15 protein-coding genes and 1 tRNA gene are annotated in these 15,687 nt (G+C 73.8%); 3 read left to right on the top strand and 13 right to left on the bottom strand.

Annotation, left to right across the window (positions count from 1 at the left end):
* Positions 1 to 263 precede the first annotated feature (263 nt).
* The 3 genes from ACZ5T9_RS08380 (at position 264) to ACZ5T9_RS08370 (ending at position 2,615) form a co-directional block, all read left to right on the top strand.
* Positions 264 to 338, top strand: a tRNA-Pro gene (locus ACZ5T9_RS08380).
* A 148-nt stretch (positions 339 to 486) separates the two neighbouring features.
* A complete protein-coding gene (gene moeB / locus ACZ5T9_RS08375) occupies positions 487 to 2,136 on the top strand; it encodes a molybdopterin-synthase adenylyltransferase MoeB (protein ID WP_464834417.1) in 1,650 nt (549 codons plus the stop codon).
* The gene (locus tag ACZ5T9_RS08370; protein ID WP_464832606.1) at positions 2,133 to 2,615 is read left to right on the top strand and encodes a M67 family metallopeptidase; all 483 of its coding nucleotides are present in this window, start codon (positions 2,133 to 2,135) and stop codon (positions 2,613 to 2,615) included. Before moeB ends, ACZ5T9_RS08370 begins: the two co-directional genes overlap by 4 nt.
* Positions 2,616 to 2,675: 60 nt before the next feature.
* Here ACZ5T9_RS08370 and ACZ5T9_RS08365 read toward each other — a convergent pair whose 3' ends face one another.
* The 13 genes from ACZ5T9_RS08365 to ACZ5T9_RS08305 form a co-directional block, all read right to left on the bottom strand.
* Positions 2,676 to 2,930, bottom strand: coding sequence for a hypothetical protein (locus tag ACZ5T9_RS08365; protein WP_242823405.1), 255 nt, complete (start codon positions 2,928 to 2,930; stop codon positions 2,676 to 2,678).
* 23 nt (positions 2,931 to 2,953) lie between these two features.
* The gene (gene spoIVA, locus ACZ5T9_RS08360; protein ID WP_464832605.1) at positions 2,954 to 4,432 is read right to left on the bottom strand and encodes a stage IV sporulation protein A; all 1,479 of its coding nucleotides are present in this window, start codon (positions 4,430 to 4,432) and stop codon (positions 2,954 to 2,956) included.
* A 320-nt stretch (positions 4,433 to 4,752) separates the two neighbouring features.
* Positions 4,753 to 5,952, bottom strand: a complete 1,200-nt coding sequence (locus ACZ5T9_RS08355) for a ketopantoate reductase family protein (protein WP_464832604.1) — start codon at positions 5,950 to 5,952, stop codon at positions 4,753 to 4,755.
* A 1-nt stretch (position 5,953) separates the two neighbouring features.
* Positions 5,954 to 6,544 (bottom strand): glycerol-3-phosphate 1-O-acyltransferase PlsY, encoded by a 591-nt coding sequence (gene plsY / locus ACZ5T9_RS08350; protein WP_207635465.1) that lies wholly within the window; start codon positions 6,542 to 6,544, stop codon positions 5,954 to 5,956.
* 100 nt (positions 6,545 to 6,644) lie between these two features.
* Positions 6,645 to 8,009 (bottom strand): ribosome biogenesis GTPase Der, encoded by a 1,365-nt coding sequence (der, locus tag ACZ5T9_RS08345; protein WP_464832602.1) that lies wholly within the window; start codon positions 8,007 to 8,009, stop codon positions 6,645 to 6,647.
* Positions 8,010 to 8,179: 170 nt separating this feature from the next.
* A complete protein-coding gene (locus ACZ5T9_RS08340) occupies positions 8,180 to 9,442 on the bottom strand; it encodes a DUF3189 family protein (RefSeq protein WP_464832600.1) in 1,263 nt (420 codons plus the stop codon).
* The gene (locus ACZ5T9_RS08335; protein ID WP_464832599.1) at positions 9,439 to 10,089 is read right to left on the bottom strand and encodes a hypothetical protein; all 651 of its coding nucleotides are present in this window, start codon (positions 10,087 to 10,089) and stop codon (positions 9,439 to 9,441) included. Before ACZ5T9_RS08335 ends, ACZ5T9_RS08340 begins: the two co-directional genes overlap by 4 nt.
* A 195-nt stretch (positions 10,090 to 10,284) precedes the next feature.
* Entirely contained in the window at positions 10,285 to 11,961 is a 1,677-nt protein-coding gene (gene rpsA, locus ACZ5T9_RS08330) for a 30S ribosomal protein S1 (protein ID WP_464832598.1), read from the bottom strand.
* A 31-nt stretch (positions 11,962 to 11,992) separates the two neighbouring features.
* A complete protein-coding gene (locus ACZ5T9_RS08325) occupies positions 11,993 to 12,595 on the bottom strand; it encodes a lysophospholipid acyltransferase family protein (RefSeq protein WP_464832596.1) in 603 nt (200 codons plus the stop codon).
* The gene (cmk, locus tag ACZ5T9_RS08320) at positions 12,596 to 13,264 is read right to left on the bottom strand and encodes a (d)CMP kinase (RefSeq protein ID WP_464832595.1); all 669 of its coding nucleotides are present in this window, start codon (positions 13,262 to 13,264) and stop codon (positions 12,596 to 12,598) included.
* Between the two features lie 191 nt (positions 13,265 to 13,455).
* The gene (locus ACZ5T9_RS08315) at positions 13,456 to 14,007 is read right to left on the bottom strand and encodes a hypothetical protein (protein ID WP_464832594.1); all 552 of its coding nucleotides are present in this window, start codon (positions 14,005 to 14,007) and stop codon (positions 13,456 to 13,458) included.
* Positions 14,008 to 14,427: 420 nt separating this feature from the next.
* Positions 14,428 to 14,781, bottom strand: coding sequence for a gamma-glutamylcyclotransferase family protein (locus tag ACZ5T9_RS08310; protein WP_464832592.1), 354 nt, complete (start codon positions 14,779 to 14,781; stop codon positions 14,428 to 14,430).
* Positions 14,778 to 15,656: a hypothetical protein gene (locus ACZ5T9_RS08305; protein WP_464832590.1), complete on the bottom strand. Its 879-nt coding sequence runs from the start codon at positions 15,654 to 15,656 to the stop codon at positions 14,778 to 14,780. The genes ACZ5T9_RS08310 and ACZ5T9_RS08305 overlap by 4 nt, the downstream gene beginning before the upstream one ends.
* Positions 15,657 to 15,687: the final 31 nt, after the last annotated feature.

Here is a 15,687-nt window from a genome sequence, read left to right as displayed (position 1 = left end):
CTATGCAGCGCCCGGGCGCCGCCCCTGGCCGGGACCTGGCCGGCCGGGGACCGGGCCCGCCGGCTCCGCCGGCCGGCTCCCGCGAGGTTCCACCCGGCGCGCCGTGGCGGCCGGGACCGCCCCTGTGCCGGGCGGCCGCCCCGGCGCGGCGGCGACCCGGGCTGCCCGGTACCTGCCGGCGCCGGTCGCCGGCGGGTGGCGGGGTGGCAGGGACCGTGTTGCGGGATCGGGAAGCCCGTGCTAGAATGGCGTCGAGTTCGTGGCGGGCTGTGGCGCAGCTTGGTTAGCGCGCTACCTTGGGGTGGTAGAGGTCCCCGGTTCAAATCCGGGCAGCCCGACCGCAAAACCCCGCGGGTCCATCCCGCGGGGTTTTGCTATACCTTCCTCATCGCCGCCAATTCCATGTATAGTAGTCAGTGAGATTGCATTTGGGTGGCTTCGGGCGGCGCCGCCGCCGTCGACCCCCAGGAGGGCGAGGTGTTGCGCGTGGTCGAGGTGTACATTCCCACGCCGTACCGGTCCATTACCGGGGAGGCGCGCTTGCAGGTCGAGGCGACCACCGTCCGGGAGCTCCTCGAGCAACTGGCCCAGCGGTATCCCGACCTGCGCCCGCGGCTCTTCGAGGGCGAGGCCATTGCCCACCATCTCAACGTCTACGTCAACAAGCGGGAGATCCGGACCCTGCAGGGCGCCGACACCCCGTTGCAGGACGGCGACGAGGTGGCCCTGATTCCGGCCATGGCGGGCGGCTCGGGCGAGCCGGCCGCCGGGCCTCTCCTCACCGAGCAGCAGATGGAGCGCTACTCCCGCCACGTCCGCCTGCCCGAGGTGGGCGTCGAGGGCCAGCGCAAGCTGCTGGACAGCAAGGTGGCCATCGTGGGGGCCGGCGCCCTGGGCTCGCCGGCGGCCATCTACCTGGCCGCGGCCGGCGTGGGCACCATCGGCATCATCGACGGCGACCGGGTGGAGGTCTCCAACCTCCACCGGCAGATCCTCTACTTCGACCACGACCAGGGGCGGCCCAAGACCCAGGCGGCCCGGCGCCACCTGGAGGACATCAACCCCGACGTGCGGGTGGTCGAGCACCGCACCTTCCTTAACTCCCAGAACGCGCTGGAGATCCTGAAGGATTACGATGTGGTGATCAACGGCAGCGACAACTTCGCCACCCGTTACCTGGTGAACGACGCCTGCGTGCTGCTGGGCAAGCCCCTGGTGGATGCCAGCATCCTGCGCTTCGAGGCGCAGGCCACGGTGTTCATGCCCGGGCGGGGCTGCTACCGCTGCCTCTTCCCCGCCCCGCCGCCGCCCGGTATGGTGCCCAGCTGCGCGGAGGCGGGGGTGCTGGGCGCCCTGGCCGGTCACATGGGGACGCTCCAGGCGCTGGAGGCCATCAAGATCCTGCTGGGCATCGGTGAGACCCTGGCAGAGAGGCTTCTCATCTACGACGCCCTCAGCGCCAGCTACCAGATCCTGCACTGGCAGCGCAACCCCGGCTGCCCGGTGTGCGGGGATCACCCCACCATCACCCAGCTGATCGACTACGAGGCCTTCTGCGGCGTGCCCCTGCCGGGCAGCACGGCGCAGCGGGCCAGCGGGCGCCTGGCCGCCCCGGCCGCGCCGGCGGCGACGCACGCCACCGGTGGCCGGCCGGGCGCAACGGGCGCGAGCCGGCCGCAGGACGAACCGGTCCCCGCTGCCGCTCAGGCGGCGGGCCAGGCGCGGCCGGCGGCAGCGGGCGCGCCCGGGGCGCGTGCGGCACAGGGGGAATCGGCCGCGGACGGGGTCGCCGCCCTGCCCGGCACCGGCCAGGGGCCGGAGGAGCTCTCGCCGGTGGAGGCGCGGCGCCTGGTGGAGGCGGGCCGGGTGCAGATCATCGACGTGCGGGACCCGTGGGAGTACGAGCGCGATCACATTCCGGGCGCCCGGCTCCTGCCCCTGTCCCAGCTGGGGGCCCGGCTGGAGGAGATCGATCCGGAGCGGCCGCTGCTCATGGTCTGCGAGGTGGGGGAGCGCAGCCGCCTGGCGGCCGAGTTCCTCCACGAAGCGGGGTTCCCGGCGGTGTACAACCTCAAGGGCGGCATGATCGCCTGGCGGAATCACCGGCTGCCCGTGGAGGCGGGATCGGGGCGGTGAGCGGGAAACCCGGGCGGCCGGGGCGCGGCGGGCTGGAGGCGGGGGCGGGGGACACTCCCCCGCTGGTCCTTCCCCCTGCGCTGGTGGCGGCCATGCTGGACCATGCTCGGGCCGAGGCGCCGCTGGAGGCTTGCGGCATCGTGGGCGGGCGCCAGGGACAACCCGTGGCCTACTACCCCGCGCGGAACGCCGACCGCTCCCCCGTCCGCTACACGGTGGATCCGGAGGACCAGCTGCGGATCTTCACCACCATGGAGGAGCGCGGCGAGGAACTGTGGGCCATCTTCCACAGCCACCCCCGCTCGCCCGCTTACCCCTCGGCCACCGACGTGCGCTACGCCTACTACCCCGAGGCGTACTACCTGATCGCCTCCCTGGCTTCGGAACCGCCGGTCTTGCGGGCCTTCCGCATCGTGGAGGGCACCATCACCGAGTACCCGCTGGCGGTCGGGGGGGACCAGGTGCCGCCCCAGGCATGACGATCCGGCGGCCCCGTGCCGCCGGGTTCCTCCCGCTGCCGGGAAGGAGACCGCCGGCCCTCATTCCCGGGGCCGGCGGTAGTACTTGACCCCGCTGTAGAGGCCCATGCTGCCCAGCCCCAGGGCCAGCCCCTGGATCAGTGCCTCGAACCAGAGGGTCTGGCCGGCCACCGCGTAGCCCAGGGACAGCGCCGTGCCCAAAAGCAGCGCCACGGGCGGCGCCCACCGGGTGGGCATGCCCTGGCGCTTGAGGAGTTCCACCAGGCCGGCGATGAGGGGCACGGCGACCGCAATGCCGGTGGAATGGGGGTCCACCTGCCCCACCCCCTCTGGCGGCATCAGATGATGATGCAGATCAGGTTGCCGCTGCCCTCGTTGGCGATGCGCTCGAGGGCTTCGCGGATCTTCCCCTGGGCGTTTTCAGGCATGGAGCGGATCTTGTCCTCGATGCCTTCCTTGAGCAGTTCGTCCAGGGACTTGCCGAAGATGTCGGACTCCCAGATCTTGCGCGGGTCGTCCTCGAACTTCTCCATCAGGTAGTTGACCAGCTGCTGCGACTGCTTCTCGGAGCCGATCATGGGCGCCACCTCGGTGCTGACCACGGTGCGGAACAGGTGCAGGGTGGGCGCGCTGGCCCGCAGCCGGACGCCGAACTGGCCGCCCTTGCGCACCAGCTCCGGCTCCTCGAAGACCAGGTCGTCCAGGGAGGGCATCACCACGGCGTAGCCGCGCTCGTCGGCCTCTTCCAGGCTGCGGCCGATGCGGTCGTAGACGGCCTTGGCCTGGCTGAGCTCGCGGATCAGGCGCACCAGGGTCTCCTTGCCGCGGATCTCCATGCCGCTGATCTCGCCCAGCACCTGCCAGAAGAGTTCCTCGGGAACCGTCACGTCCACCGTGGCCACCCCGGTGCCCAGATCCAGCTCCTGCAGCTCGACCTTCTCGATGTGCTGGTACTCGCCCAGCTGGTCGATGGCCCGCTCCACGTCCCGCAGGCGCTCCACGTTCTGGACCGTGGCCTGGATGGCCTCGGCGTAGTGGCGGCGCAGCCAGAAGTCCGGGTCCAACTCCTCCACCCAGGCGGGCAGCCGCACCACCAGCTCCCGCACCGGGAACTCCAAGAGCAGCTGCTCCAGCACCACCAAAAGGTCCCGCTCGCCCACCCGGTTCAGGGCGATGGGGATCACCTGCACGTCATAGTCGAAGGCCAGGGTTTCGGCCAGCTGGGCCGTCTCCGGCGACAGGGGGTCCGCGGTGTTGAGGAGCACCACAAAGGGCTTCCCCAGCTCCTTCAGCTCGCGGATGACCTGTTGCTCCGCCTCGACGAAATTCTCCCGCGGGATCTCGCCGAAGCTGCCGTCGGTGGTCACCACGATGCCCAGGGTGGAGTGCTCGTTGATGATCTTGCGGGTGCCGACCACGGCGGCCTCTTCGAAGGGGATGTCCTGCTCGAACCAGGGGGTGGTCACCATGCGGGGCCCGTCGGCCTCGGTGTAGCCGATGGCCCCGGGGACGGGGAAGCCGACGGAATCCACCAGCCGCACCCGAACCGTCAGGCCCTCTTTGACCTGGATCTCCACCGCCTCGTCGGGGATGAACTTGGGCTCCGCCGTCATGATGGTGCGGCCGGCCCCGCTCTGGGGAATGGCATCCTGGGTGCGCTGCCGGTCGTGCTCGTTGGCGATGTTGGGCAGGACCAGCAGCTCCACGAACTTCTTCACGAAGGTGGACTTCCCCGCCCGCACCGGACCGACCACGCCTATGTAGAGGTCGCCGCCGGTGCGCTCGGCAATGTCCTGAAAGATGTCGTAACGCTCCACGCGCCTTCCCTCCCGATGCTGCCGCCGTGCCCGCGGCTCCGGCTGGTCGGTCAGACAGCGGCCAGCCCCTGTCCGAGGCCAGTACCATGTATATGAGGGGTGGGAGGGGATATGTCGCGGGGTGGGACGAACCGGCCGGCCCGGGGCGGCCGGGACCTCCGGCCCGGGGCCCCGGGAAGCCCCTGCCGACGGGTACGAGTTGCGGTCCGGGAGGTTGGCCGCCGCCGTCCGCGGCGTGCCTTGGTCCAGCCCGATGGGTCCGGGGCCGCCGGGCGGGCTGCCCGGCAGGCGGCCGGTTCGGCAGGCTCCTGCGGCCGCCCTCAGGCAGGCCAGGCCCCTTCCTGGCGCAGGGCGGCCAGCAGTTGATCGGGCCGGTCGCGGAAACGGGCCCGCTCGGCCGGGTCGGCAGCCGCCCGGTCCACCAGCCGGGCCAGGGCTGCGCAGAGGGGCGCCTCGCCTCCCCAGGAGGCCGCCGTCCGGGCCACCGCCCCGTGCAGCGCCTGGATTTCCGTGGGATGCCGGCCGGCGGCCACATCCAGGGCCACGGAGGGCAGCTTGCCGCCCCGCCCGCCGGCGGCCCGGGGCCCGACCACCGTGCGGAACAGGGGTGGGGGCAGCCACTGGACGCAACGGGCAAACAAGCGCACCGGATAACCCGGCAGGTCGACCAGCCGGGGGGCGGCCCGGCGGGCCACGGCCACCGCCTCGCGCAGGCTCCGCACCTCGACGGCCGCCGCCAGCGGGTGGCGGAAGACCCGGTCCACGTCCCACTGCAGCAGCGCACCGACGGCGTTGCCCACCAGGTTGAGCAAAAGCTTGGACCACTTCAGGCTGGCGGCGTCGCGGGCCGTGATCACGGGTACAGGCAGGGTGGCTTGCCACCGCGCGGCCAGGGCGCGGCAGGCCAGGATCGCCTCCCGGTCCGGCCCCCCGGCGGCCGGGCCCGCGGGCCGCCGGGCTGCGGGGGCGGGCACGGGAGCCAGGCCGATGCCGCCCCGGCGGGCATTGTAGATGTGGACGCGGTGGCCTTCCAGGGCGGCGCTCAGGGTGACGGTGCCCGCGATGACGCGGCCGGCGCCCAGAAGGCGTGCGGCCTGTTCTTCCGCGCCGATGCCGTTCTGGAAGGTGACCACCCGAGGAGGGCGGGAGGAGGCTGCGGGCGGCCAGGCAGCGGCCACCTGGGCCAGGACCTGGGGCAGGGCCGGCATCTTCACCGTGACCAGCACGGCGTCCGGAGCGGGGCCGCGGGCGGCCTCCCACACCGACGGGACCACGGCCACCGGCCAGGGGCCCGCCCCGGGAGCCACGCCGGCCATCCCCGGACCGTCCCGGCCCGCTCCCGCCCCCGGTCCCGGTGGGTTACCTGGGGAGCCGGGTAGCGGGTCCAGCACCAGCCCGTGGCGGGCCACCGCCTCCAGGCGGCCGGGCCGGCCTACCAGGATCACCTCGTGCCCCCCGGCCGCCAGGAGGCCACCCAGGAGGCAGCCGATGGCCCCGGCGCCGGCCACCACCACCCGCATGCTATTCCCTCCGCGGGTCGATCTTCAGCGTGATGGGCAACTCTTCGCCCCGCAGCAGGCGGCGGATGTTGGCTCGGTGCCGCACCAGCACCACCAGGGCCGCGGCGACCCCGAAGACCAGGTGGGCCGCGGGGGCATGCCAGAGGATCATCCAGAGGGGCACGCTGGCGGCGGCGCTGATGGAGCCCAGGGACGAGTAGCGGCTCAGCGCCACCACGCCGATCCAGACGCCGAAGGCGGCCAGGGCCACCCGCGGGTCCAGCCCCAGCAGCACGCCCAGCCCCGTGGCGACCCCCTTGCCGCCCTTGCCGCCCAGCCAGATGGACCAGCTGTGCCCGGCCATGGCGGCCACGCCGGCCAGCACCGCCGCCGGTTCGCCCAGGCCCGCTGCCCGGGCCAGGACCACGGGCAACCAGCCCTTGGCGGCATCGGCCAGCAGGACCAGGGCGGCCACCCGCGGTCCGGCCACCCGCAGCACGTTGGTGGTGCCGATGTTGCCGCTGCCGTAGCGGCGGATGTCAACCCCCCGCGTGGCCCGCACGAGCCAGAGGCCGAAGGGCAGGGAGCCCAGCAAATAGCCCAGGACGGCCATCCCCCACCATCCCATACCCGCCAAAAAAACCATGGATGGAGCGCTCTCCCCTCTTCCACCCCTGACGCCGGCTCCTGCCCCCCTCGCCGGCCGCCCGGGATCAATCGTCGGCGGCTGCTCCCTTGCCCCGCGCAGGTGCCCGGAAGATCAGCCGGACCGGCGTTCCCGTGAAGTCGAAGGCCTGGCGCAGGACGTTCTCGAGGAACCGTTCGAAGGAAAAGTGGACGATCTCGGGGTCGTTGACCAGGAACAGGAAGGTCGGCGGCCGTTCCGCCACCTGGCGCACCCGGTGGATGCGCAGGCGCCGGCCCTTGCGGGAGGGAGGCTCGTGGACCAGCAGGGCGTCATCCAGCACCTTGCGCAACACAGGTTCGGGCACCCGGCGCCGGTGGTTCTCCGCGGCGGCGGCCAGCACCTCCACCAGGCGGTCCACCCGCTGCCCCGTCAGCGCCGAGAGGAACACGACGGGAGCAAACTGCAGGAAGTCGTACTCCCGGTACAGGGCCTCCCGGTACCGGTCGGCGGTATCGGGCCCCTTGGCCACCAGGTCCCACTTGTTCACCGCCAGCACGCAGGCCTTGCCTTCTTCCAGGATCATGCCGGCGATGCGCTTGTCCTGTTCGGTGGCCGGGTCCCGGGCGTCCAGCACCAGGCAGGCCACGTCGGCGCGGGCCAGGGCGCGCTGGGTCCGGAGGGTGCTGTAGAACTCCACGTCGTCCTTCACCCGGCTCTTGCGCCTCAGGCCGGCGGTGTCGATGAACCGGAACACCCGCTCGCCGCGGCGCCAGAGCACGTCCACCGCGTCCCGGGTGGTCCCGGGGATGTCGCTGACCACCACCCGCTCCTCGCCCAGCAGCCGGTTGACCAGCGACGACTTGCCCACGTTGGGCCGCCCCACGATGGCGACGGCGATCTCTCCCGTCTCGCCCCAGGGGCCGCGGTCTCCGGCGTCGCCGGGTTCGTCCGCCGGAGGAGCGGGCAGCCCGCGCACCACGGCATCCAGCAGGTCGCCCACGTTGCGCCCCGGGCCTGCGGCCACCGGGATCGGCTCGCCCAGGCCGAGGCGGAAGAAGTCGTACTGGACGCCGTCCCAGCGGGCGTCGTCCACCTTGTTCACGGCCAGGATGGTGGGCTTGCGGGACTGGCGGAGAAGGCGGGCGACCTCTTCGTCGGCGGGGGTGACGCCGGCCTGGCCGTCCACCACCATGATCAGCAGGTCGGCCTCCCGGACGGCCGCTTCCACCTGGCGCCGAACCTGCACGGTCAGCGGGTCGTCCCCTTCGGCCAGGCCGCCGGTGTCCACCAGGGTGAACTCCCGGCCCGCCCAGTCCGTGTCGGCGTAGAGGCGGTCGCGGGTGACCCCGGGCACGTCGTCCTCGATGGCCAGGCGACGCTCGATGATGCGGTTGAACAGGGTCGACTTGCCCACGTTGGGCCGCCCGACGATGGCCACCACGGGTTTCACGCCTGTCCTCCCCTCCCCGGCCTGCCCGTATCATCATGCCAGGGGCCGCGCGACAGCGTCAACGCGAAGCATGGCGATGCCGGGGCGCCCTGGGGGAGGATACGGTCCGCGCCGGGTGCGAGCCGCGCCCCCGGTCCGGCGGCCGGGGATCCTGGGGCCCTGCCGCCCGGTCAGGGCGCCCGGCGGGCCGATTCAACCAGTTCGACCAGCCGCTGCCAGTGGCGGGTCCAAGCCCGCACCTGCCAGCGCCACCGCCAGCCGCCACCGGCCGTCCCTGGCGGCGCCGGCCGGGGTTTGCCGCCGCGAACGGGCGGGGTGCCGCCGCCGAACCCGGCCCCGGCGGGCCTGGCCAGCCACGGCTTCTCCCACCAGGCCAGGCTGTCTCCCACGGGAACGAACCGCCAGGCCGGCAGGGGCCCCCGGTCCATGGCACCAGGAGGCTGCGGCGCCCCGCGGCCGCCCAGGTACCCCAGGGCGCGGAGCGAGCCGGCAGCGCGGACGGCCAGGTGATCCGGCCCGCCGGCCCCCGCCGCCAGAACCTGGCGCCCGCAAGAATCGGTTCCTACCCGGAAGATGCGCCCTGCTTCCGCCGCTTCGGGTACGGCCAGCAGGGGCAGGCCGGCCACCTCTCCGGGGCGCGGCGCCCGCCGCGGGTCGAGCCGGCCCAGGTGCAGGTAGGCTGCCAGGAGGGCCCGGTGGGCCGTTCCTCCCGCCACGTAGAACACCGCCCGGTCGCCCGGGCCGGCCGGTGCCGGGTCCACCGCGCGGCCGGGTCCGGCCGGCGGTCCGGGGGAGCGGCCCGCCGGCCCGGCAACCCCGTCGTGCCGCCGGCCGGGTGCCGTGGCGGGGTGATGCCCCGGGTACAGGATACCGGCCTGGCCCCGGGCCGCCGCCCGCCGCGCCCCCTCCACCCGCCGGACCAGGTGGGGAAAGGCCGCCCGCACCCCCTGGATCAGCAGGGGTCGCGCTAGCCGGGGCCAGCCCAGCCGCCGGGAGACGAACCCGGCGACCTTCATGGCCAGGTTGACCTCCGAGAGCACGTTGACGAACAGCCAGCGGTGGGGGTCCCCGGCCAGGGCCAGAAGGCCAAGGCACCAGCGGGCCAGGGCATCGCCGGCGCCCTCGGCGCCCAGCACGAACACGCCGTCGGCGCCGCTGCCGTGGCCCATGGGCAGCAGGCGCCCGTGTTCCTCCCGCTCGTTGCGGTCGAAGAAGTCGAGCCGCAGGAGCTCGGCCGTCTCGGGGGGGCGGCGCGGGTCAAGCAGGCCCAGGTGCAGGGCCGCCGACACCACCGATGCGTGGGTGCCCCCGTAACAGTAGTAGACCACCAGCGGCAGGCTGCCGGCAGGCGGGCCGCCCCCGTCCCCCTTCCATGCTCCTTCCTCCGCCGCGGCCGGAAGGCGGTTGCCGACACCACCTGGGCCTCCGGTCACGGGCGACCGGCCTCCTGGTCTCCTTCCTCCCCTGGCGGCGGGAGGTCACCACCCAGGATGGTCATGGCGCCGGCGGTGAGGGCCGCAGCGGCCAGGGCGTCATAGGCCTCGCCCCCCGCCACGGTGAAGTGCACGGGAACGGCCGCGGCGGCGGGCAGCCCGCCGCCCGCCAGGGAAACGGCCAGGACGGCGGCCAGACCGCCCTGGCCCAGCACCATGCCGGCCGTGGCCAGGATCAGGCTGCCCGGGGCCGGCAGGGGGATCAGGGAGGCCAGCACGCCGGTGATGACCCCCGCTGCCCAGGCCGGGGAGACCCACCCCGGCAAGCTGGTGGGAAGAACCCGCATCAGCGCGTACCCAAGACCGGCCACCAGCGCCAGGCCGGACAGCCCCCGGCGACGCTCCCGGGCAGGCAGGCGGGCCAGCCACCAGGCCGCGGCCACCAGGGGCAAGGCGGCGCCACCAGGGCTGATGCCCAGCCAGCCGGGGCCCGTCGCCAGCGGCCAAGTGGCGGCCCAGGCGGCGGCGATCCAGGCCAGCCCCCAGGCGGCCAACCGCACCGGTGGCACGCCCAGGCGGTGGGTGCCGGGAACGACCTCGAGGGCCAGCAACACCGCGGCCAGCGCCAGCATCCCCGTTCCGGTCAAGGTCACCACCTCGCCATAAGCATTCCCCACGCTGCACCGCGGGGTCCCCGGCCTGGTCCCGGGCCTGCCCGGACGGCGACAAAGCCGGGAGGGGGCGCGCCCACGGGGACACGCCCCCTCCCGGTCGACACGTGCGGTTTTTGCGACCGCCTCAAAGGGCCGGGCGGCAGCCGCACCGGCCCCGCACTGGGCTGGTCATTCCCCTTCGCCTGCCAGCCGGTCGCGGGTCTCCTCCAGCAGATCGCCGAACATCTCGCCGATGGTGATCCCGCCCGCGTCACCGGCCGGGGTCGATTCCTGCGCCTGGGCCTGGGGACGTTCGGGTGACCGCCGCGGCCGCTCGGTCCGGGGCCGCCGCGGCTCGGCCGGCGACCGCATGCTCAGGCTGATGCGCCGCTCCTCCGGCTGGACCCGCAGCACCCGCACCTCCACTTCCTGACCCTCGTGGACCACCTCGTCGGGCGACTCCACCCGGTGGTCGGCCAGCTGGGAGATGTGGACCAGGCCTTCCACCCCGGGCTCCAGCCGCACGAAGGCGCCGAAGGGGACCAGGCGGACCACAGTACCCTTGACCGTCGCCCCCACGGGGTAGCGCCGCTCCACGTCGCTCCAGGGGTCGGGCATGAGCTCCTTCAGGCTGAGGGAGATGCGGCCCCGTTCCCGGTCGACCTTGAGCACCTTGACCTGGATGGTGTCGCCTTCCTTCAGCAGGTCCCGGGGATGGTCGATGCGGCCCCAGTGCATCTCCGAGACGTGGAGCAGCCCGTCCACCCCGCCCAGGTCGATGAAGGCGCCGAAGTCGGTGAGGCCCTTGACCACGCCGGTGCGCACCTGGCCTTCCTCCAGGCTGGCCAGGGTCTCCTCCGCCCGGCGCCGGGCCTCCTCCTCCAGCAGCTCCTTGCGGGAGAGGATCACCCGCCGCTTGTTGCGGTCGAACTCGATGATCTTGGCCCGTACCGTGGTGCCCACGTAATGGCTGAGGTCGGCCACGTAGCCCCGCTCCACGTGGGAGGCGGGCATGAAGGCACGGACCCCGGCGTCGCAGACCAGGCCGCCCTTCACCTGTTCGACCACCGGCACCTCGATGGGCTCGCCAGCCTCGTAAGCCCGTCGCAGGGAGTCCCAGGCCTCCCGCTCCACCGCCCGCCGGTGGGAGAGCAGCAGGCCCCCTTCCCCCTTGTCGGTGAAGCCCAGGACGACCACGGGGATCTCCTGGCCCACCTGGTAGACCTCTTCGGGTTGCTTGCCGCCCAGCAGCCGCAGCTCGTTCCGGGGGATCGTGCCGTCGGACTTGTGACCCACGTCCACCAGGACGTGATCGTCGGCCACCTGCACTACCGTGCCCGTCACCACCTGCCCGCGGCTCAGGCGGGTTGGCGCCAGCTGCTCGTCCATGGTTCCGCGGGCCGCTCCAGCCGTGTCCGCGCCCGGACCCTCGGCGGGTGAGGTCGCCGCCTCCCGCTCTCCCTCGCCGGCCGCGGCCGCCCCTTCCCCTGCCGCGGCGGCCGGCGTGTCGCCCGCGCCCTCGCCCTGGGGACCCGGGCTTGCGGGGGCGGCACCGCCCGGCTCGCCGGCTGCAGCGGCGGGTGCCTCATCCGGCGACTGGGCGTCGCCGGGCTCGCCCTCGGGCTGGCCCGCCGGCCGGTCGGCGCCCTCGGTCTCGGCCACGCCGGCCTCCCGCTCAGCGGCGGCCTCGGCGGATTCCTCGGCCTCCTGCTTCAGCTGCGCCAGGGCTTCCGTCGCCCCGGCGGCGGCCTCCTCCGCCGCCGGGCTCAGGTGCGGCTCCGGGCTGGCGGGCGTCACCCCCTGTTCCGGCGCGGCGCCGGGAGTCCCGTCCCGGTCCGCCGCCTGTGGATCGCGGATCTGGTCCATCCTCGACACGACCCCCTTCGAACGGCTTAACCTACAGGGATGCGGCGTCGTGGCGACCCGCCGGAGCGGGTTCATCCAGCAGCGCCGCAATGGCCTCGCGCATCCTTTCTGCCACCGCCTCGATGGTCCCCTCCCCTCCGGCCCGGTCCACCCGGAAGGGACGCCCGATGCGGACCCGGACCCGGCGGCCCAGCCGGTAGGGGCCGGTGATGGCCACCGGCAGCACCGGCGCACCGGACTTCACCGCCAGCAGGGCGGCGCCCGGTTCGAAGGGCCGCAGGGGGCCCCGGCTGCGGGTCCCTTCCGGGAAGAGGCCGACCACCTTGCCCTGGCCGAGCAGGGTCAGGGCGTGGCGCAGGGCCCAGCGGTCGGGCTGGCCCCGGCGCACCGGGAAGGCGCCCAGGCGCCGCAGGACCCAGGCGGCCACCGGGCTGTGGAACAGTTCCTGCTTGGCCATAAAATGCACCTTTCGCGGCAACACCGTACCCACCAGCGGCGGGTCGAGCCAGCTGAAGTGGTTGGCGATCACCAGCAACGGTCCCCGGGCCGGTACGTGCTCCAGCCCGCGCACATCCCAGCGGTACCCCAGGGCGAAGAGCAGCCAGAACAGTCCCTTGGCGAACCGGTACAGCACCTACTCGCCCTCCCGGCAGTACCGCAGGATCTCTTCCACCACGGCGTCGATGGTGCGCCCCGTAGTGTCGATCTCGATGGCGTCCGCAGCCCGCTGCAGCGGCGCGGCCGGGCGGGTCATGTCCTGCCGGTCCCGCTGCCGCAGCGCCTCTTCGACCTGCTCCAGGGTCACCGGATGGCCTGCCGCCACCAGCTCAAGGTACCGGCGCCGGGCCCGTTCGTCCGGCGATGCCGTGAGGAAGATCTTGAGATCGGCCTCCGGTGCCACATGGGTCCCGGTGTCCCGGCCTTCCAGGACGACCCGGCCCCGGCGGGCCAGTTCCCGCTGGACCTCCAGCAGGCGCTGCCGCACCTCGGGGATGGCGGCCACCACGGACACCGCCTGATCGACCCCCGGCTCCCGCAGGTAGGCCGTGACATCGACCCCGTCGAGAACGACCTGCGGGGCCCCCTCGGGCCCCGTTGCCAGCGCAATGTCCGTTTCGCGGGCCAGCTGGGCCACCCGCTGGCGGTCTCTTGGATCGATGCCATGCCGGAGCACCTTCAGCGTCATGGCCCGGTACATGGCACCGGTATCGACGTACAGGTAACCCAGGGCCGTGGCCACCCGCCGGGCGACGGTGCTCTTGCCGGCTCCCGCCGGGCCATCGATGGCGATCACGCGTTTCAACGACGCCGGTTCCCTCCGCTTCTTCGACACCGCCCGCCGGATTCCTTGTATCTGGATTGGCGCCTCGGGATCGCCAAGGCCGCCTCCGGGTTCTGCGGCGGGTGGCGCCATTCCAATCGCCCGCAATTATACCACGGAAAGGTGCGGGCCGGCGGTCCGGTCCCGCCGGCCGTGACCCCGCCGGGCCCTGCTCACTGCCAGGCCACGGGCAGGGGCGTGCCCTGGGGGAGAGCCTGCCAGCGCGTATGCGGCCAGGGCCGGTGCAGGGGGCCTGCCACGTGGACCACCTCCACCAGGGCTGCCGCACGAGCTGCGGAACGGAGGACCAGCCGGTCGCCGGGCCGGACGACCACGGGGCGGGTCTGACCCGGCTCCAGGTGGGCCACCGGCACCCCGTTGATCAGGACCAGGACCATTCCCGGCCCGTGCCCCGTCAGGGTGAGGACGGCCTGCCCATGGCCGGGCCCGGCGCCCGGGGCGGCAGGCTCGAGGCCCGCCGCGACCGGGAGGTATCCCCAGTCCTCCAGCACCCGGCCGTAGGTGTCCAGCGCCAGGTGCCCCTGGCCTGCCATCAGGGACTGGATCACCACCAGCAACACCAGTCCGGCCACCGCAGCTCGCACCAGTCCATCCTCCACCGCCGCCAGCCAGCGCGGCCAGCCCGGTGGCAGGGGGCTGCGCCCGGCCCGCGGCGGTTCCGCCTCCCCATGATGGGACGGGTCGTGCATCGTGCGGCCCGCCATGTCCCCACCTCCCTGCCGGTCCGGCCCGGCGGGACCGGCTCCGGGGCAGTGTATGCGGGATGGCGGCCGGCCTTGTGCGCGGGTGCACGGCGGGAAGGGGCCACCTGGCGGTCAAGGCGCAGCGCGAAGCAGCAGCGGCTACGGAGGCTTGGTACGCTCAGCGGACCCGGGCCCGGCTCGCCGCCTCCCTTCTGGCGGTGCCGGCCGGGACGGAACGCCAGGCCCTGGAGGAAGAGGCCCGCTGCCGGGCGCCGCGGGCGGCGGCCGCCGGTCGGGGGGCCGGGGACGGGGATGGGCACGCCGGGCCCCGAGCTGGGGAGACGGCTCCCGCGGGCTCCACGTGGGGCCATAAGCGCAAAAACCCCCGGCGGCCTCCGCCGCCGGGCCGGCCGGTTTCTTGCGGTGCGCAGTGCGGCCCGTTCAGTACGCCTCCAGCGGCACCAGGCGGTCGAAGACCGCCGGGTTGCCGACGTAAACCACCGCCTGCACCGGCCGTCCCGCCACCTGCACCTGGACCATGCGCCGGTAGTAGTAGGGCGGGTCCTCGTCGGCCCCCTCGTAGTGGTCGAGGTAGCCCAGGTCGGCTTCGTCGATGGTCCACACCACCCCCTGCACCCGGTGGCCCGGCTCGGGCAGGATCACCGGGTAGCCGCGGCCGGTATCGTAGAGGCGGTAGCCCTCCAGCACCGCCGGCACCGGCTCGTCCAGCCGGCGGCCGACCAGGGCTTCGATCCGCCCGCGGCGCCGCAGGGTCCCATAGGCGAAGAGCTTCACGGGGTCTCCTCCCTGGTGTCGTCCCTCGGTTCGTCCCGCTCGTCCAGCAGCCCCCGCTGGCGCAGGGCGGCGGCCAGCAGGCCGTGGAGCCGGGCGATGGTCCCGTAAAGCCGGTTCTCCTTCGGATCGTAGCTTCCTCCCAGGGTGGCGATCTCGCCGAGGCCGGAGAAGAGGGCGTAGAGATCGGCCCGGCACTGGCGCCCCAGGGAGGTGCGCATGGCCGCCTGCAGGAGCCACTTGCGGTCGACGGGCGGCTCGCCGTCGGCGTAGCGGCACAGCAACAGGAAATGCTCGAGCCACTGGACGAACCCGGCCAGGAAGGCGAAGGCCTGGCCCCGGCGCAGGTTCCAGGCCATGGAGGCGGTGCGCCGCCGCAGGGCGCGATAACGCCGGGCCGCCTGCTGCCGGTACCAGTCCGGCGGCAGCTGCCGCAACGGGGCCAGGTGGGCTGCCAGCCGGCCCCCGGGGTCCAGCAGGGGCTCGGCGGCGCCCAGCAGGATCACCGTGGCCTCATCGGGCCGGCGGGCGGCGGCGGCCAGCTCCTCCCAGGCCAGAAGGGCCAGGTGGCCACCGCCGGCCCAGGCGGGCAGCCGGTGGAGGGAGCCGGGTCCTCCGGGCTCCCCGTGGGGCGCCAGGCGGTTGCGCAGCCGTTGCACGGCCTCCGCCGGGCCGGCGGCCACCAGGTCGAGGCGTGAGACCGTGTCCCGGAAGCCCGTGGCGCCGGAGCCGGCCAGCGCCAGCGCCCAGCCGGAATCCTCCCCGGGCTGCCCCTCACCTCCCGCTCCGCTCCCCGCCTCCTTCTCCAGCCATTCCTCCTGCACCCGCCGGGCCAGCTCCCGGGCCCGGCGGGCCAGTTCTGCCCGCGTGATGGCCATGGCGAACCTCCTGTGGGACGTGCTGGGCCGG

This window comes from Thermaerobacter nagasakiensis (assembly GCF_055396825.1).
This window is presented reverse-complemented; position numbering and strand designations above follow the sequence as displayed.